General features: G+C 43.4%; 17 protein-coding genes. 3 read left to right on the top strand and 14 right to left on the bottom strand.

Features of this window, described 5'->3' with window-relative positions; translation table 11 throughout:
• Positions 1-7: 7 nt before the first annotated feature.
• Positions 8-751 carry an SDR family NAD(P)-dependent oxidoreductase gene (locus SHAL_RS11070; protein WP_012277208.1) on the bottom strand — a complete coding sequence of 248 codons (744 nt, stop codon included), beginning with the start codon at positions 749-751 and terminating at the stop codon, positions 8-10.
• Between the two features lie 318 nt (positions 752-1069).
• Between SHAL_RS11070 and SHAL_RS11065 the strand changes: the two genes are divergently transcribed.
• Positions 1070-1906, top strand: a complete 837-nt coding sequence (locus SHAL_RS11065; protein ID WP_012277207.1) for an alpha/beta fold hydrolase — start codon at positions 1070-1072, stop codon at positions 1904-1906.
• Between the two features lie 161 nt (positions 1907-2067).
• Entirely contained in the window at positions 2068-4188 is a 2121-nt protein-coding gene (locus SHAL_RS11060) for an NAD(P)/FAD-dependent oxidoreductase (protein WP_012277206.1), read from the top strand.
• 279 nt (positions 4189-4467) lie between these two features.
• On the opposite strand, the gene SHAL_RS11055 is transcribed toward SHAL_RS11060, so the two are convergent.
• From SHAL_RS11055 to SHAL_RS11020, 8 genes are all read right to left on the bottom strand, one after another.
• Entirely contained in the window at positions 4468-5673 is a 1206-nt protein-coding gene (locus SHAL_RS11055; protein WP_012277205.1) for an acyl-CoA dehydrogenase family protein, read from the bottom strand.
• On the bottom strand, positions 5670-6908 hold the full coding sequence (locus SHAL_RS11050; RefSeq protein WP_012277204.1) for an acyl-CoA dehydrogenase family protein: 1239 nt from the start codon (positions 6906-6908) through the stop codon (positions 5670-5672). Before SHAL_RS11050 ends, SHAL_RS11055 begins: the two co-directional genes overlap by 4 nt.
• Before the next feature lie 19 nt (positions 6909-6927).
• The gene (locus SHAL_RS11045) at positions 6928-8097 is read right to left on the bottom strand and encodes an acyl-CoA dehydrogenase family protein (protein WP_012277203.1); all 1170 of its coding nucleotides are present in this window, start codon (positions 8095-8097) and stop codon (positions 6928-6930) included.
• A 2-nt stretch (positions 8098-8099) separates the two neighbouring features.
• The gene (locus tag SHAL_RS11040) at positions 8100-9278 is read right to left on the bottom strand and encodes a lipid-transfer protein (RefSeq protein WP_012277202.1); all 1179 of its coding nucleotides are present in this window, start codon (positions 9276-9278) and stop codon (positions 8100-8102) included.
• A gap of 13 nt (positions 9279-9291) precedes the next feature.
• Positions 9292-9741 carry a MaoC family dehydratase gene (locus SHAL_RS11035; protein ID WP_012277201.1) on the bottom strand — a complete coding sequence of 150 codons (450 nt, stop codon included), beginning with the start codon at positions 9739-9741 and terminating at the stop codon, positions 9292-9294.
• Positions 9728-10855, bottom strand: a complete 1128-nt coding sequence (locus SHAL_RS11030) for an acyl-CoA dehydrogenase family protein (protein WP_012277200.1) — start codon at positions 10853-10855, stop codon at positions 9728-9730. The genes SHAL_RS11035 and SHAL_RS11030 overlap by 14 nt, the downstream gene beginning before the upstream one ends.
• Positions 10856-10867: 12 nt before the next feature.
• Positions 10868-11851 carry an OB-fold domain-containing protein gene (locus tag SHAL_RS11025; protein WP_012277199.1) on the bottom strand — a complete coding sequence of 328 codons (984 nt, stop codon included), beginning with the start codon at positions 11849-11851 and terminating at the stop codon, positions 10868-10870.
• Positions 11852-11975: 124 nt separating this feature from the next.
• Entirely contained in the window at positions 11976-12746 is a 771-nt protein-coding gene (locus SHAL_RS11020; protein WP_012277198.1) for an SDR family oxidoreductase, read from the bottom strand.
• A gap of 246 nt (positions 12747-12992) precedes the next feature.
• On the opposite strand from SHAL_RS11020, the gene SHAL_RS11015 reads away from it, so the two are divergent.
• Positions 12993-13775 carry an enoyl-CoA hydratase gene (locus SHAL_RS11015; RefSeq protein ID WP_012277197.1) on the top strand — a complete coding sequence of 261 codons (783 nt, stop codon included), beginning with the start codon at positions 12993-12995 and terminating at the stop codon, positions 13773-13775.
• A 71-nt stretch (positions 13776-13846) separates the two neighbouring features.
• On the opposite strand, the gene SHAL_RS11010 is transcribed toward SHAL_RS11015, so the two are convergent.
• The 5 genes from SHAL_RS11010 to SHAL_RS10990 all read right to left on the bottom strand — a co-directional run bounded on the left by SHAL_RS11010 (position 13847) and on the right by SHAL_RS10990 (position 18769).
• On the bottom strand, positions 13847-15040 hold the full coding sequence (locus tag SHAL_RS11010; protein ID WP_012277196.1) for a helix-turn-helix transcriptional regulator: 1194 nt from the start codon (positions 15038-15040) through the stop codon (positions 13847-13849).
• An 88-nt stretch (positions 15041-15128) separates the two neighbouring features.
• The gene (locus SHAL_RS11005) at positions 15129-16082 is read right to left on the bottom strand and encodes an electron transfer flavoprotein subunit alpha/FixB family protein (RefSeq protein WP_012277195.1); all 954 of its coding nucleotides are present in this window, start codon (positions 16080-16082) and stop codon (positions 15129-15131) included.
• A 12-nt stretch (positions 16083-16094) separates the two neighbouring features.
• On the bottom strand, positions 16095-16844 hold the full coding sequence (locus SHAL_RS11000; RefSeq protein ID WP_012277194.1) for an electron transfer flavoprotein subunit beta/FixA family protein: 750 nt from the start codon (positions 16842-16844) through the stop codon (positions 16095-16097).
• A 25-nt stretch (positions 16845-16869) separates the two neighbouring features.
• Positions 16870-17973: an alkene reductase gene (locus tag SHAL_RS10995; RefSeq protein ID WP_012277193.1), complete on the bottom strand. Its 1104-nt coding sequence runs from the start codon at positions 17971-17973 to the stop codon at positions 16870-16872.
• Positions 17974-17980: 7 nt separating this feature from the next.
• Entirely contained in the window at positions 17981-18769 is a 789-nt protein-coding gene (locus SHAL_RS10990; protein WP_012277192.1) for an SDR family NAD(P)-dependent oxidoreductase, read from the bottom strand.
• Positions 18770-19154: the final 385 nt, after the last annotated feature.

Raw genomic sequence — 19154 nt, 5'->3', positions numbered from 1 at the left:
TAATCCCTTACAAAAATGCCATGCCGCCATTAACTGCCAAATTTTGCCCGGTAATGAAAGAGGCATCTTCACTGGCAATAAAAGACGCAAGCTTTGCGATATCCTCGGGTTCTCCCATACGGCCTAATGGAATAGCGTTGATCATCTGCTGAGTCCACTCTTCTGGAATATCTGCCATCATTGGCGTATTGGTTGGACCTGGAACGATGGTGTTGACGCGAATGCCACTTGCAGCAAGTTCTTTTGCTATTGAGCGGGTAAGTCCAATCACCCCTGCTTTAGATGCACAATAATGACTAGGGCCATCACCTGACATCACCGCTGTACTTGAAATATTAATGATACAACCGCTCCCCTGCTCTTTCATGACACGGGCAGCTTCACGGCAACAATAGAATGTGCCGGTAAGGTTTACATTAATGACCTTGTGCCAATTTTCATCGGGGGTATCGATAAATGAATCAATTGAACCAATGCCGGCGTTATTAATCACAACATCAACACTCCCCAAGCGCTGCACCACCTCGGCAATCGCGTCTCGTACTGAACTAGATTGAGAAATATCGCAACCAATGCCGATAACCTCACTGCCAGACTCTGCACTTTGTTGCTCGGCAACTTGCTTGGCTGCAGCTTCATTAATATCGATAGCGGCAACTTTGGCGCCTTGCTCGGCGAATAACTTCACCATTGCCAGTCCCATTCCTTGACCTGCACCTGTGACAAAAATTACTTTATCTTTATGTTTCATGCTCTCTCCAAATTGGACTGACGGTATTTGGTTGTTGTATTAACGGACCATATTGTGAGAAACATGTTGGTATAGGTGTCAAAACTAGACATCGTCCAAGAAGACTAAACTCATTTATGAGTGTTAATTAAAATGTTTTTCACTGCTAGGTAGGCTTGTATTGGCTGAATAAAAAGCAAAGTTATTACTCTGTGGTCTGTATGGACGATGCCAAAATTTTAGCTGAATTAGAGGATTAGACTAATTTTAGCAATTGACTACGCCTGATTAGTTAAGATCTAACTTCAGGTCGTTAATTATGGTGATAAGGAACAATCAATGAACAGCTCACACGCAGATTCTAATACGGTTCAAGGAAAATTTGTCACTCTTGATAATGGCCTCACCTTGCACTATTTAGACCAAGGAGAAGGTAAAACGGTCTTATGGATTCATGGCAGTGGACCTGGTGCGAGTGGCCATAGTAACTTTAAAGGTAATTATCCCGTTTTTGAAAAAGCAGGCTTTAGAAACATCGTACTCGACCTTCCTGGTTTCGGTCAGTCAGATAAACCTGATGACATCAATTATGATTTAGCGTTTTTTGTAGAAACATTAAACCAGTTTTTGGTCAAAACAGGGATTAGTCATTGCACATTATTAGGTAACTCTTTAGGTGGAGCGATTGCATTAGGTCAGGCACTTAAATACCCACAAAGTGTTGAACAACTTATTTTAATGGCACCGGGCGGCGTTGAAGAGCGAGAAACCTACTTTAAGATGATAGGTATCCAGAAAATGGTCGAAATTTATGGCCAAGGACCTATGGGTGTTGAAGAGATGCGTAAAGTAATGCACCTTCAGCTATTTGATACATCACAACTTGATGACAATACTCTCCGTGAGCGCGCAGACGTCGCTAAGACCCAGCCTAAAAACCTCTTTTCTACCATGTTAGTGCCAAATATGACTGACCAATTGCGGCTAATTGAATGCCCTATCTTGGGTTTTTGGGGCACAAATGACAATTTTAACCCTCCTGCTGGAGTCGATAAGTTCTTAGACAATGCGCCTAACGCGAGGTTTCTATTACTTAACCGTTGTGGACATTGGATCCAAGTAGAGCATCAAGATTTATTTAATCGTACTTGTCTCGATTTTCTCAAGCATGGTTAAGATACCTGCACTTATATTGCAGCGTTTAAAGCTTTATCAGTTTACATATTGGGTGTTTAGGTTTTTCTGTAATTCGGACAGCCTTCTACCTATTAACTACTGATCGAAAACTAACCGAAAACTAATAACGATTATAAAGACAATAATTTGAGAGACTACCAATGGCACACTTCGAACATTTACTCAAACCCGGAAAAATAGGCAATTTATCTCTAAAAAACCGTATGGTAATGGCTCCTATGGGATCCAATTTTGCCGAGTCTAACGGTCATTGCGGTGAACGCATTCAAGCTTTTTATGAAGAAAGAGCAAAAGGTGGCGCAGCGCTATTAACCATGGGGGTGGGTGCGATTGCTTATCCCTCAGGTACCGCAGAGCCTTACCAAGTTGGCATTTCAACAGATGAGTTTATTCCCGGTCTAAAACAGTTAACCGACCGTGTCCATAAGCATGGTGCAAAAATCGCTATCCAGTTACAGCATGCAGGTAAGACTGCGGTTAGAGATTTAGCCGAAGGCCGTGACTTATGGGTACCATCCATGCCTCCAGCGACCAATAGCGATATGATGAAAACGCTGACCCATAACGAACTGGCTAGTTTTATTCGGCCTAAAGCCGGTGGCCAGATCAAGATTCGGGTTATGGACGAGGATGACATCAAGCAAATGGTGGCTTGGTTTGCATCAGCCGCACTTAGGGCTAAACAAGCAGGCTTTGACGGCGTAGAAATCCACGCAGCTCATAGTTACATTATTGCCGGTTTTTTATCTTCTTATTACAACAAACGTGACGACCAGTATGGTGGCAACCTCGAAAATCGAGCGCGACTTTTACTCGAAGTCATTGCAGCTGTACGTGAACAAGTTGGTAACGATTATCCCGTTTGGCTAAGGCTCGATGCTGCAGAGTTACGTACACCAGGTGGGATAACCATTGAAGACTGTATTGAAGTGGCAAAACTAGTTGAGGCTGCTGGACTTAATGCTATCAGTATTTCTGCCTACGCCACTATCAACCGTGGTGATGCATTCACCGAAGCCCCATTAGTACAAAAGCCCGCTGGCTTTCTTGATTGGGCTGCAATGGTTAGTAAGCATGTTTCAATACCGGTTACCGCTGTGGGTCGCTTAGAACCCGATGTAGCCAATAAAGCCATTGGGAGCGGCCAAATTGCCTTTGTCGCAATGGCGAGGAAACTGCTTGCCGACCCACAGTTACCAAACAAAATTATTAATAACCGTGCTCAGGATATCCGCCCCTGCATATATTGTTATGCCTGTGTCAGCCAAATTTTTATTAATCAAAGGGTGAAGTGTGCGGTAAACCCAAGAACTGGACATGAATCAACCCTCAATATCATTGCTACTGACAAAGCCAAACATGTCGTTATAGTAGGCGCGGGTCCTAGCGGGATGGAAGCAGCCAAAGTCGCGAGTGACCGAGGCCATAGAGTGACCCTAATTGAGCGTGCTTCACGCCTGGGTGGCACGCTGTTTTTCGCCTCTATGACCTACCCTGAAAATGGCAAATTGCTCGAATACCAAATTAATCAGCTTAAGCAATCAAACGTTGATATTCAGCTTAATACTGAGGTATCTGTTGAATTGCTCAGCCAACTTCAACCCGATGAAGTATTTCTTGCTGTAGGGGCATTGCGCACTTCACCAAATATAGAAGGGTCACAGTTGCAACACGTTTGGTCTGGTGATGAATTACGCAAACTAATGACTGGTGAAGGTAAAGATATTGCTAAGCAGAAGCTTTCTTTATCACAACGCGCTATGTTCAATGCCGGTTCAGTCAGTGGCGTAACATCAAGTTTAGATGCTTGCCGTCAACTTTCTAAATTATGGATGCCGCTGGGTAAAAATATCGCCGTTATTGGGGGCGGGCTTGTTGGGCTGGAACTGGCAGAGTTCTTGGCACTTCGAGGGCGTAATGTCACCATTCTTGAAGCAACAAGAGACTTAGGAAGTGAACTTTCTATTGTACGTCGTTGGCGGATCCTCCAAGAACACAATGAACTAGGCGTAACAATCATTAACAATGCATCCGTGAATAAAATTGACGCCAAAACTGTAACTTTCACTGATAAAGAAGGCAAATTGCAACTGTTAGACAGTGATAGTGTCATCATGGCCCAAGGTGCGACCCCAAACAGCACTTTTGAGCAAATATTAGTTGATGAGGGCTTCAAAGTGAGTTCTATCGGAGATAGCAGTGCTGTCAATTATATTGAAGGCGCTATTGCTTCTGGGATGAATGCCGCGATAAAACTATAACGTTATGCCTTCAGCCTAAGCGATTACACTTGGGCATCAATACTACAAGTGGGTGGTAAAATATAAAAGATGGATTATTAACTTAATAATCCATCTTTTTTAATCTCTAAAAGTCATTGTTGATTACCAGCTGTAACGGATCATGATCCACGTCCGAAACTAAAAATGTTAACCGATTGGAAAATGGGCCTCTGGTTGCAATTTAGCTAGGCTAAAAATAGCGTAAATAAAAACGCATTAACAATAATGTTAATGCGTTTTTATTATAGGGTAATCAACTTATGCGGTTAAGTCTGCGTATTGAGTTAAGTGAAAGTCACTGTCTCCTAGACTCATTTGTGCCACTCGGATCCGTTTTAAATATAGCCCGACATCCAACTCATCGGTAACCCCTATTCCACCATGCATTTGCACTGCTTCGCCAGAGATCATGTCACTCAACTGGCCCGCTTTCCATTTTGCTAAGGAGGCTGCAGCAGAGATATCATCGATGACTTGCAATAACGCAACTGAATCATCTAATTGTTCAGGGAACAGACTATGTAACTTATCTGCCATAACAAACCCACTAATGACTGCACTGCGCGTCAACTCCAACTCTATAAAGCATTTTGCGGCTCGATGCTGAAGTGCCTGAAATGTACCTATTTTAGTATCAAACTGTTCACGAGTTTTTAGGTAATCAATTGTCATATTAAACAATGTAGAGCTGGCACCTAACATTTCAGCTGCTAAGCATAAACGACCAAGGGCAAGGCCTACATCAAGTGCAGCTTTAGCTGCGTTAACCTTAGCGCTCACTAATGTCGATGTTAATAGTGACTCATCATCTATTAGTGTTTGTTCAAATTTAACTGAAGTGTAATTACCTGAATCAATTACAGACATCTTTTTATGACTAAAACGTCCATCATTGGGCACTAAAAATAAACTAATCGGTGCTGTTATATCGTTAATACGAGCAACGATGAGCAGTGCATCTGCGCCGTATCCGTCAATAACCATTACTTTATCACCGGATAAACGATAGCCGCCATCAACCTTTACCGCTGTCGTAGTGATGTGATCAGGATTGTGTCTTACACCTTCCTCTAGTGCTAAGGCGATCCGCTTATCTCCACTAATAATTTGTTCAAGCCAACTAATATGCTGCTCAGATAAATCATTAGTTTTAGCCAGTTGTTGCAAAATACCACCACAAATGACCACTGATGACAGCATTGGCGAGTGAGTTAAGTTATTGCCGATGGCTTCAAAGATAGCCGCTAGGCCTTTATGGCTAAAGCCATGGCCACCAAACGTCTCTGCAAAACTTATCCCACTCCAGCCCAACTGTGCCATTTCTTGCCAAATGTGAGGATCAAAACACAAATCACTATTTTGATCTCGTAGGGCACGTTTAGCGGCAACAGGGCTTTTAGACTCTAAAAATTCTGTGGCTATGTCGGCCAACATACGTTCATCTTCGTTATAGATTAGCTTCATGATGTTGTTACCTTTTTAACTGAAGATCCCGCTTTATTATCAGGTAAGTTGAGGACTCTTTTAGCGATAACATTTAACTGAACTTCAGAAGAGCCCCCCGCTATCGTTTGAGTAAAGCTATTAAGCCAACCGCGAGTAACACTGAGTTCTTGGTCGCTAAAACTGTCGTTAGCTTTACCTTCTACCTGCCAGCCGAGTGCTCGGTAGCCCATAACATCGAGAAGCAACTCAAACTTAATCTTCTCTTGTTCGCTATGGGCATATTTCATAATTGACATAGTAGAGAAAACATCTTTTCCTGAACGAGCTTCCTCCCCCATGCGCTGAACCGTCAAATTAAAGATCCTTTCTTCCATATCACACGCTACGGTGCGTGCATTTAATACAGTTTCAGATGTGGTATGAGGCTTAGGCATATAATCGTTAACAAACGACTTCAAATGAAAGTGATTCGGTAAGCTAAATTCACCAAACTTACTCATAGCACTGCGTTCGTGCTGTAGTAATAGTTTTGCTAATGGCCAACCTCCATTTACCTCACCGATAAGATTGTCTTTGGGGACTTTGACATTATCGAAGAACACTTCACAAAATGATGATTTGCCACTGATCAGATCGATTGCTTTAGGCGTCACCCCTGCACTCGCCATATCGAGTACTAATAAACTTATACCGCCATGTTTTGAGGCATTATTATCGGTTCTAACTAAGGCATACATCCAATCTGACTTATCACCGTATGATGTCCAAATTTTGGAGCCGTTAACCAAATAATGATCACCCATATCAACGGCACTAGTACGAATATTGGCAAGATCAGAACCCGCATTTGGCTCGCTAAAGCCTTGGCACCACCTTACTTCACCTTGTGTCATCGGTAGTAATAAGCGTTTTTTCTGCTCTTCAGTACCATACTTTAATAACACCGGACCCAACATCCAGATCCCTAGATTTATTTGCGGTGGACGACAACGCATACGCAACATTTCTTTCTCTAAAATATTGACTTCTGTTGCCGATAAGCCGCCGCCGCCATACTCAGTTGGCCAGCCAGGGCAGAACCAACGCTTATCGCGCATGCGCTCAAACCAATCACGCATGTCTTGGGTCATAAAGTTTAGGTTTTTGCCACCCCAAACTAATTCATTCTCAGGTGTAGGCGTTCTGAGTGAATGCGGGCAATTAGCTTCTAACCACTGTCTAACCTCAGTTTTAAATAAATCCATATCGCTCATGATGCAAATCCTTCTTACCTTAGTTACGTGCGCGCGGTAAACCTAATCCAAATTGAGCAATTAGCTCACGTTGGATCTCGTTCGTTCCACCACCAAAAGTCAATGTGACAGAAGCACGTACTTCATACTCGAGTTCGCCTAATAATAAAGAGGCACTAGAGCCCTCTCTGACCATGCCATTACTACCTACAATATCTTGTAACAGGCGTAAAATTTCAATCGCGGACTCAGAACCGTAGACTTTGGTTATTGAAGCCAGTGCAACATCCATTTTTCCTTGCTCAAGATCTGCAGCGATTCTAAAGTTAATAAGTCGCATCGCTTCCAAACGAGAATAGCACCTTGCTAAGGCGCTACGCACCCATGGATTATCCATCGCGCACCGGCCTTGTTCATCTTTCGCTTTTGCCCAGAGGTAAGCTTTGCGGTACAAACTCACCACTTTATCTGACCATGCACCTAGACCTAAACGTTCATGGTTTAATTGTGAGGTAATCAGTTTCCAGCCATGGTTAAGCTCACCAACAAGCATTTCTTTAGGTACGATGACATCATCATAATAGGTCGCTGCCGTTGGGTTTGAACAGGTTGGGATCACTGTGTGCGAAAAGCCCGAGGTTTTGGTATCAACGACCATGATCGAAATACCTTTATGGCGAGCTTGCTCGGGGTCTGTTCGCGCCGCTAACCAAATATAATCGGCGGACTCAGCGCCAGAAGTCCACATTTTATTGCCATTTACAATAAAACACTCTTGTTCGACTTTTGCTGAAGTGGTGAGTGTGGCTAAGTCAGAACCTGCATTAGGTTCTGAATAACCAATAGCAAATATGATTTCACCTTTTGCTATACCGGGTAAAAATTTCTGCTTTTGCTCCTCAGTGCCATGCTGCATCAATGCAGGCCCGACGGTACTGATCGTGACAAAAGGCAGCGGCGCCCCCGCGATATTGGCCTCTTCAAAGAAAATAAGTTGCTCGGTGGCTTGATAACCTTGACCACCAAACTCTTTTGGCCAACCTACAGCCAACCAACCATCTTTACCAATTTGCTCAATCACTGCACGATAATCATCACCGCCCTCTTTACCGCGTAATTTTGACTTGAGTTCAGGGGTCATCAGCTCGGTAAAGTAATCTCGGATTTTTAAGCGCAATTGATGCTGTTCTGGCGTTAAATCAATATACATAACTAGCCCTCTGCACTTAAGATAAGACCGCTGGTTGGTACACCGGTTCCAGCCGTAACTAAAACGTTTTCAACATTATCGACTTGGTTTACTGCCGAACCACGTACTTGGCGCACCGCTTCGGCGATACCATTCATGCCGTGGATATAGGCTTCTCCAAGCTGGCCGCCATGGGTGTTAATCGGCAACTTTCCGCCCCGAGCATGCTCACCTGCGCGAATAAACTCTTTCGCTTGTCCACGCTTTGCAAAACCAAACTCTTCAAGTTGAGGCAATACAAACGGGGTGAAGTGGTCATATATAATTGCTGTCTGAAAGTCTTCCGGACCTAACTTTGATTGTTGATAAAGCTCTTTTGCAACAATCCCCATTTCAGGCAGTCCAGTAATATCCTCACGATAAAATGACGTCATGACTTGCTGACCTTGTGCTATGCCTTGTGCACCCGCTTTTATCACCACACTTTTTTGCTTTAAGTCTTTTGCTCTTTCGGCACTGGTGATAACCATCGCAACGGCTCCGTCAGACTCTTGACAACAATCGAGCAAATGTAATGGTTCACAGATCCATCTAGAAGCTTGATGCTCTTCTAGTGTAATGGGCTTATTATGGAAAAAAGCAGCAGGATTGGTTGCAGCGAAATCACGTGCAGCAACGGCAATACGACCGAAATCTTCTGATGTTGCTCCATATTCATGCATATATCGCTGAGCAAACATACCAACCCATGATGCAGGTGTATGAAAACCGTGCGGCATGTACCAACCATAATTTACATTTTCAAATGTTGGAGTATTTGCAAAACCATAATCTCCAGTCCCAAATCGATACCAAGAGCGTTCATTCATCGCGCGATACACGACTACCGTTTTAGCCACGCCAGAGGCTACGGCCATGGCAGCGTGCATAACAGGAGCACACGCAGCACCGCCACCATGGGGGATTTGAGAGAAAAACTTTACTTCTTTACAGCCAAGCAAACGAGCTACTTCATACTCAGGCACTTTATCTACTGAGTAAGAACAAAAACCGTCCACTTCACTAGGATCAATTCCGGCATCTTTAAGTGCCGATAAAGTCGCTTCCATTGCTAAGCGTAATTCTGTACGCCCAGAGTTTTTAGAAAACTCAGTAGCGCCTAAACCAACAATCGCAGCCTTACCACTGATCGATGCATCCATCTAAATTCTCCTTTTATTGCACGAAATCGCGAGGCCATGTAATAGAAACAGTGCCACTAACATGGGCGCCCATCGAGTTCTTTCCTACTAGGCTAACAACTGCTGATTGGTTATTTGGGTCAAGCATGCTCACTTCTCCAGTAAAGACCATGGTGTCACCTGGATAATTTGGCATACCGAGCTTAATGTTTAGATTGGTGAAACGAATATTTGAGCCTCCCCACTTTTCGACAAACCCTTGCACGAGTGCATTCGTTGTCAGGATATTCATGAAAATATGTGGAGAACCCAATTCTTTAGCTGCATCTTTATCGTGATGCCCAGGAAAGAAATCCCGGGTAGCGATGGCGCCACTAGTGATCAAGGCAACAGTAATAGGTACAGTAAGTTCTGGTAATTTTTCACCGAGCTTTATATTTGAAAAGTTGCTAGCCGCACTGTTTTTAGTATTAGTTGTTTTCATTGAGGTCATACTTCCATCCAAGTTTGTCATTTTCTGCTAACCAGTCACCTAACCGCTCGGCGATTGCTTGGCTACCACCCAGTCCTAGTGATATTGCGCGGCTCCAATACAAATAACGATGTATTGGATAACTCGTATCAACACCAAAACCGCCATGAACATGTTGCGCTTTATGACCGATTAAGTGGCCGGCATCACAAGCATGCAATGCACATGCTAAAGCTTCCGAGTCACAACCTAAGCCGGCGTCGATTCGATAGCAAAGCTGAAATAATGTTGAACGCAGCACTTCTAATGCAATACGACAATCAGCCATTGTCATTTGAACGGCTTGAAATGATCCAATCTGTCGATCAAATTGACGACGCTCACAGATATATTCAACGGTTCTTTTTAATTGTTCTTCACTCACTCCAAGCTGAATTGCTGACTGAGCAGCGAGTACTCTTGGTGTTAGCCATTCACTCGCTCCCGTTGACAGTAATTGGTAGCCTGAGAGTACACTTTCATTAAAAACCAGATCGGAAACCTGTTCGCCATGGGTTAATATCCCGTCGATACGTTTAATATTGATACCGTCGAGCGACACAAGTGCAAAGCGTACTTGGTTATCAAGTTCAACCGGTATCAGTACATGGCTTGCCGTTGCCGCATCTGCAACAGCAGATAACTTTCCGTTCAGTACATAGCCATTTTCTTTATTTGGTGCGGCTTTAACGGACACATTATGCTTGGTTAGATTGGGAACGCTGAGCGTTAGTAAATTATCTGCTGTCGCAGCGGCGTTGATAACTGGATGTAAATCTGCAGCACCAAACTTAGCTAAACAGGTTGCGGCTAACTGATGACGCCATAATGGTACCAAACCTAATGCTGCACCTTGTGCTTGCAGCACTAACGCAAGCTCTGTCATTCCAAGTTCACTTCCGCCAAACTCTTCTGGCAAATACAGAGCATGGAGTCCGGTTTCAATACAGGTTTGCCACAATTTATCCATTCTGGTGTTATTGGAAACGTCGACTTCGCGAAGATATTCATCCGTACAGCAATCGTTAAATACTCCCTGAGACATTTCAAAGATAGCTTGCTGCTCTTCAGTTAATGAAAAATCCATAACCTACCTCCTTTATTCGGTTACCAGTTTAAACATAGGTAGGGTTAAATCACCGTCGTAAGTGGTAAACTCTACCTCTACCTTTTGACCAATAACGACCTCTTCAGGCTCAAGACCCACTAGACCTGCTGTCAGCCTGACGCCCTCATCTAATTCGATAAGTCCAATTGGATTTGGATGCTCAAATGGCGGTACCTCAGGATAATGCATCACCACAAAAGAGAAGATTTCACCTTTACCGCTAACGACCTTATGGTCTAGCTCGAAGGATTGGCAATGCATACATATTGGTGCTGGCGGATGCTGTAATTTGTCGCATGCAGTGCAATGCTGGATCCGTAGTTCATGTTCATTGCAGCCATCCCAGAAGAATCGGTTATCGTCACTGATCCCTGGCTTTGGTCGCTTATAAACCATTGCTGCAGGTTTTGATTCTGCGTTTTCTTCAAGATTAGATTTGGCTCGAACTGCTGGTTTAAACTTAAACACTCTAAACAACAAAGTACCGACCAACTCTTCTTCGCCATTTGGGTGAGTTGACAAGTAGGTCATGATAAAAGTGACAAAGTAACCAACACCAAGACCTGTGGTTTTTTCTTCACTAATTGAGTCTAACTTTGTGGTGTAACAAAGCTTCTCGCCCATTTTCAAATATCGTTTGAAATCAAGATCCGAATTAACTGCAACTACAGCTGGGTAGCCTTGTGCTTCTAATAGTCTTAGTACCCCATAAGGGTTTTCTTCTGAAGAACCTGGTGCACATACATCATTAAATCCTGCTAGACACCAACTCTGTAACATTGATGGAGGTGCAACAATACCTTCAAACTCAGTTCGTAATGCATACTCTTCATCCGTGTAAAGAGGGTTATCAATTCCCATTACTTCGCACCACTGCCTTACCATCGCAGGGTTTATCGCATCCCATGCGTATATACGGTCATACTCTGTGCCTACTAATTTGCGTATTTGGGTCATCCAAGGATAATCAGCCAATGTCAATCCTCCTGCTGTTCTTGAGTATCTACGTACTCAATGCTTTTAAATAATGTTGTTGAACTGGTGTATATTCACTATCAATTAAGCTCATACAAAGCATTTAGTTAATGTTAAAAATTAACTATTTAGTATTTTTAGAAGCCATTAAAAACGCAGGCTTCTCGCCGCCTCCGTTAAGTAATAAGTTACAACCACTAGCATAAACACCGCTTTCTGAGGCTAAAAATAAACAGGCCTTGCCTATATCAGCTGGATCCGCTAATCGACCAGCGGGTATCGTTTCAGCCACAGCCGCTATTCCCTCATCATCACCGTAGTGAAGGTGTGATTGCTCAGTTTTAACCAGGCCAGGGCTCACAGCCATTACCTTAACTTTTGGTGCCCATTCCACTGCAAGAGACTGAACTAAAGATAAAATAGCGGCTTTTGCCGCCCCATAAGCGGCGGTTCCTGGAGAGGCGCGAAGCGCGCTAATACTGCCGATAAAGACAATCGAGCCGCCAGACTCTTGATTTTGCATGACCAAGTTAGCTTGTTGAGCAACATTTAAAGGAGCAATAAGATTGAGTCGAAGAATGCTTTCATGAAATCGAGGAGACGCCTTGTCGGCCAGAGCAAAAGGACTTCCTCCAGCGTTATTAATGACCACATCAAGGCGGGGGTATTCTGTAGCAATGATGTCAAATAAGGTTTCAATATCCTCTTGTTTCTTAAGATCAGCATAAATAAACTGCGCAATATTGTTGCCATCTCGCGGAAGTGTTTGTGGCTCACTTCGCCCACAAACAATGACTTTGGCTCCAGCAGCAAGAAACTCTGTCGCAATCCCCGCACCGATGCCTTTAGTACCTCCTGTCACCAATACCACTTTATTCTGGTAATCAATCTGCATTACTTTACCCTTTTACATTAGTAATATTTGTAACGACCTAAATTAAAATTTACCCGCCGTTTTCCGAGGCTTATATAAATATCATTAGCTAGGCAAAGTTAGCTTCGTCTAAATGGACGATGTCGAATGTAGCGCTAAAGGAGAAAGTGGCTATCAATATAAATCCACATCAATTTGTGGCTATTTTTTAACCGTCGCTTCGGTTAAAAAATATTGCTGTACGACACCGTATTGAGGAGATTCAAGTTGGATAAGCAACAAGAAACAGTGCTACTAGAAAGGCCGGAGGAAGGCGTAGCACTATTGACACTTAATCGACCTGCTGCGACGAATGCGTTAAGTCTTGAGCTACAGCAGTGTTTGTCTGATCACTTTAGTTCATTGTCTAATGATAATACTGTCCGCTGTATCGTACTGACCGGTGGTGATAACGTTTTTGCTGCAGGTGGTGATATAACCAGTCTTATTGAAGCCAGTCCAATTGATATATACCAACGGCATACCGAAAGATTATGGGCGCCAATTGAGCAATGCCCAAAGCCTGTTATTGCAGCGGTTTGTGGCTATGCCTATGGTGGTGGCTGCGAACTGGCGATGTTAGCTGACATTATCGTGGCGGGCGAAAGTGCGGCGTTTTGCCAACCTGAAATCGCTATTGGGATCATGCCCGGGATAGGTGGGACCCAGCGATTAGTGCGTGCGATAGGTAAAGCAAAAGCTATGCAAATGGCGCTAACTGGACGCCCTATTACTGCGCAAGAAGCATTTACAGCCGGGTTAGTCAGTGAGGTGTGCTCCGATAATAATGTTTTAGAACAAGCCTTAAGCAATGCTAGACGTATCGCTCGTATGCCTCCTTTAGCTGCTGAACAAATAAAGGAAGTCATACTTGCTGGTATGGACGCATCACTCCCCGCTGCCATGGCTCTTGAGCGCAAGGCCAATGCGTTACTGTTTGCCTCTCAAGATCAACGCGAAGGGATGGTGGCTTTTCTTGAAAAAAGACGAGCGATATTTACCGGGCAATAATGTCGTAACGGCGCTTATAAAGAACGCCGTTATGTGCAACTGAACGAATATGAGTCATTAGCTCAAACATATTACTCTTCATTAGTGTGCTCTGTTGTTTTTGCCTCCCGGTGGCTATATCCCAGCGCAGCAACACTATTGAGAAATATTCGTACCAGCTCGGTTTGGCGGCGTACGCCTGTTTTAGAAAAAATTGCTCGTAAGTGTGCTCTGGCGGTATTGCGACGTATATTGAGAGCTTCTGAAGCTTCCTCTAATGACAAACCATTAGTTAATTGCAATGATAGTGCTGTTTCGGCTGGTGTAAGACCAAAAAGCTTTTTTGCCATATCACTACTTGCCTGAGATTTACTCACGGAATCTCTTATATAGATAATAGCCTGTGCTTGCCCCTTACCCTCAGCCCAATCGAGCCCAGGGATTACTTCAACCACAATACCTAAGTTAACTTCACAAGATGGTCGACTTACTGACATAGCTTCGGGCAGAATATTTTTGCGATTATTACGTGCTCGTTCAAAAGCCCCTTTTACTAAATGTTTTAATTCTCGGTTATCGCTACTCGAAGTCGCTGTCAATTTGCCACACACTATCCGTAGGCCATCACCTGCCTCAATAATTTCTCGTGCAAAAATATTCTGATCTAATACTTTTCCTTGCTCATCAATTTTAATAGTGGCGATCGATAATCGGCCAATAGCCTGTGAGTACATTGAGCCCAATGATTCACTGCGATTAAGTTGAAGGTGGATCTCTAACGCACGTCTAAGGTGAGAAACAAAGAACTGACATAATGCTTTATCTTCTATACTAAAAGCGGGATCTGTTTCACCACGGGTGATCCTAAAGGGAAGATTACCAACATCAGGTATTGAGATATCAACGGCCATCACATGATAAACATCATTGTGCATACACCAATGGCGTCGATACGAACTATCTATCCACTGTTGTTCGTCCATCAAATCATCAACCGTGACAATCTTATTCGGCTCTTGATCATTAAAGGGCGTTAAAGTATGCCCGTAAGGCAAGTATTGGATATTACTGTCATCATCTAAATCCCCGCCAACCGCTATCATGATCCCAACACCAGTCTCATCATCTGGTAAGGGTTGTTTGAGTATTAAGGTGACGTAATTAGCACTGAATAACTTTCTCAATTCCTCCAGCGGCTCAGACCAACTGGATTTATTCTGTGCAGCCTCATAAATGGACTCAACTAGGTCGTTATAGAATTCAATATCTAGGTTAATATTCGGCAAAATACCCTCCAATTAATTTTTTAATTTTAGTTATTTTAAATTGGTTCCGTATAGGCTGTTGTACCAACCTATACGGATAACATTAATCTTACGTTAATGCGTTAGTTAACTCTGGAATTGCGGTGAACAGATCTCCAACCAAGCCATAATCAGCAATCTGAAAAATGGGAGCATCAGGATCCTTATTAATTGCAACGATCACCTGTGAATCACTCATACCCGCAAGATGCTGAATCGCACCAGAAATACCGACCGCAATATATAATTCTGGTGCAACAATCTTACCGGTTTGCCCTACTTGATAATCATTAGGTACATATCCTGCATCAACTGCAGCTCGAGAGGCCCCCAAAGCCGCCCCAAGTTTATCAGCCAATGGTTCAAGGATTTGTTTGTAGTTATCACCACTACCTAGGCCACGGCCTCCAGAAATAATAATATTTGCCGCACCAAGCTCTGGTCTGTCTGATTCAGACAATTCACGACTGATTAATCTCGATAAACCAAGATCTTGTGACGAGTTCTCATGGATACATTCAGCGTTACCACCCGTTGTGACTTTATCAAAAGCCGTTGGTCTAATCGTCAATACCTGAATTGGATCACTTGATTCGCAATTTAACATGATATTACCGGCATAAATTGGCCTTGTATAATCACCGAAACCATTAATTGCAGTAACATCAGATACTTGAGCAACATCCAATAACGCAGCTACACGTGGAGTAACATTCTTACCAAAACTACTACTTGCTGCAATCACTGCCTGGTATTGGTATTTAGCAGTAAGCTCAACAACTAGACTCGCTAGGTTTTCAGCTAAACCTGCACCATAATGAGCAGCCTCTACACAACGCACTGTATCTACGTGGCTTAACGTTGCAGCTTCGTCAGCGACAGTTTGGCAATCAGCTCCAGCTATTAATAGTTCAATTTTCACATCTGCTGAATACGTTGCAAGTTGCGCTGCAGCTTGTATGGCATTGAATGTCACGTCCGCTATTCGAGTATTATCGTGTTCAGCTATAACTAACATTTTCATTTAAGTATCTCCTTATAATACTCGCGCTTCTTCACGCAATTTACTCAGTAACTCTGCAACGTCATCGACCATAACGCCTGCGCTGCGTGACGCCGGGAGGGTATATTTTATGGCTTTAATCCGTGGTGTAATATTTACATTAAGTTCACTAATTTCAATAACTTCTAATGGCTTACGCTTAGCCTTCATGATATTAGGTAGTGATGCGTATCGAGGTTGGTTTAATCGAAGGTCACAGCTAACAACTGCAGGCAAACCAAGCGCGATAGTTTCAAGCCCGCCATCGATCTCTCGAGTCACAGCTAGCTCATTACCATCTACTTTAAGCTCTGAAGCGAAAGTACCTTGTGACCAACCTAATAAAGCAGACAACATCTGCCCTGTTTGATTACAATCGTCATCGATTGCTTGTTTGCCACAAATAACCAGCTGAGGGGCTTCCCGCTTTACAATTTCTTTTAGTGTTTTTGCGACAGCCAAAGGTTCTAATTCGGCATCAGTATCGACCTGAATTGCACGATCAGCACCAACGGCCAAAGCAGTACGTAAGGTTTCTTGGCAAACTTTTGCCCCACAGCTCACCGCTATTACTTCTGTAGCAATACCAGCTTCCTTAAGACGTACCGCTTCTTCAATCGCAATTTCATCAAATGGATTGATTGACATTTTGACGTTATTAAAGTCAACACCACTGCCATCAGATTTGATACGAACTTTTACGTTATGATCGACCACTCGTTTTATAGGTACCAGTATTTTCATTATTTATTCCTTTAATATGTTGCTTTTAACTAGTGGTTATTATTTGATGAGATTGATAATCGTTGTAGCCTGCATCTCCCGCGGTATATAAGCTTTTCCGATCAAATTTTGATAACGGTAGGTCATCATTAATTCGGTAAACTAAATCAGGGTTGGCAATAAAATGTCTGGCAAAAGACACCGCTTGACCTTGCTCATCTTGTACCGCTTGTGCAGCACTGCTAGGTTCAAAGCCGTCGTTTAAAATTAGCGGTCCGTTAAAATGCTCACGCGCTAGCGCAAATGCATCAATGTCAGTTAACGGTGATTTCATCACATGTAAATACGCAAGGTTTAAGCTTTTAACTTGCTTTAGTAAACTGATATGGCTTTGTGCTGGATCGTCATCAGAACAATCGTTAAAGCTATTTCCCGGATTAATTCTTAAGCCAACACGCCCTGCGCCTATGGCATCACTCATACTTAATAAACATTCGTAAGCAAAACTTGCACGTTTATCGCTACTACCGCCATATTTATCAGTACGCTGGTTCGTTCCGGAACATAGAAACTGCATGGGTAAATAACCGCTAGTGCAGTGAAGTTCTACTCCATCAAAACCCGCCTCAATGGCATTGATTGCAGCTTGTCGATGCTCAGCTATAACTTTTGCAATCTGAACAGAGCTGAGGGCTAGCGGCATATCAAAGTCTTGCATGCCTGCGCTGTCGGTATAAACTTGTCCTGCGGCTTGTATTGCAGAAGGCGCGACACTGTTAACCGCTTCACCTTTTATGTGCTTACTGCCAATCCGTCCACTGTGCATTATTTGCAACACGATTTTGCCACCTTTAGCATGCACAGCATCAGTGACATGGCGCCACGCCTGACAATGCGCTTTGGTCTCAATACCTGGCTGCCTACTATATGCTTGGCCAGAATGGCTAGGCCAGGTCCCTTCAGCAACAATTAACCCCGCAGATGCTCTATCCGCATAATGTTGAACCATACTTTGAGTGGGTGTACCGTCACTGTTAGCTCGATTTCGAGTCATTGGCGCCATAACAACGCGATTATTGAGGATTATCTCACCTAGCTTCAATGGGCTAAGTAATTTTTGTTTGGCTTGTATACATTGGTTATTTATCATTGCTACCTCAATCCAAGGCCGTTACGAGTACTGCCGAGCGACCACCATCAACGGGTAAGCTCACGCCTGTAACATATGAAGCATCATCACTCGCCAAAAACGCGATCACTGACGCTAACTCATCGGGTTGTCCGACTCTCCCCATGGGTATTAATCGCTCGGTGCTTTTACGAGTAGCGGGGTCTGATAACATGCCCTCTGTCGCGGGTGTTTCTACTACAGCAGGGATCACGGTATTGACACGAATACGACTAGCCGCACCTTCAGCCGCTGCTGCTCTGGAAAAATTAGTGACAGCCGCTTTAGCTGCGCTATAACCTGACATCCATGCTGTTCCAAGTTCTCCACAAATAGATGATAGGTTGATAATACTACCGCCATTTTGTTTCATTAATTTCATCGCAGCCTTTGTTCCCCAAAAGGTACCGTCTACTGATGTCTTAAAATTTGCATGCCAAGATGGGGTGTCCATCTCTTCGATACTGCCCCAAGTAAATGCCATCGCATTATTGACCATAATGTCCAATGAGCCATATTCGCAAGCACATCGCTCAATCGCTGATACGAGTTCAAATTCATTCGACACGTCAGCAATCACAGCCTGAGCCACTCCACCATCTTGCTTTATCTGTTCAACAACAAGATCTAATGGCTGCTGATTTCTACCACAGATCATAACCTTCGCCCCCTCAGCAGCTAAGCGAACAGCTGTTGCTGCGCCAATACCACTTCCCGCCCCCGTAATAAATGCGACTTTTCCTTGAAGGCGAGCACGATTAATACTATTTGACTGCATCTTAATCTCCTTAGATGATGCCGCTGGCCATAAATTGCGCCAAGCTAAACCGCATATCACGGTTTGTTAGGTATTAATCAGAGTAAAAAAGGCTGAGTTTTACGCCATCGTCCGTTGAGACTACAAACATAACCCATTGCCATTATTGATAACAAATAGTTATAAAATTGTTAATTTCAGTCGGTAGCTCAGCGTCAACTGAACTTGACAGCGTCAATTGTGAAGAGGTGAAAAAATGGACTTTAGGGATGTTTTACGTGTGATTATTTTACTAAATAATCTGACTACGACATTAAACTCTACGAGGCGCACCTTTGCGCTAAGCGCTTATAAATTCGAGACTTTAGTCTAGTATTTGTCGCTCATTAGGTAAAAAGAGTATTAA

The organism is Shewanella halifaxensis HAW-EB4 (genome assembly GCF_000019185.1).
Classification (GTDB): Bacteria; Pseudomonadota; Gammaproteobacteria; order Enterobacterales; family Shewanellaceae; genus Shewanella; species Shewanella halifaxensis.
This window is presented reverse-complemented; position numbering and strand designations above follow the sequence as displayed.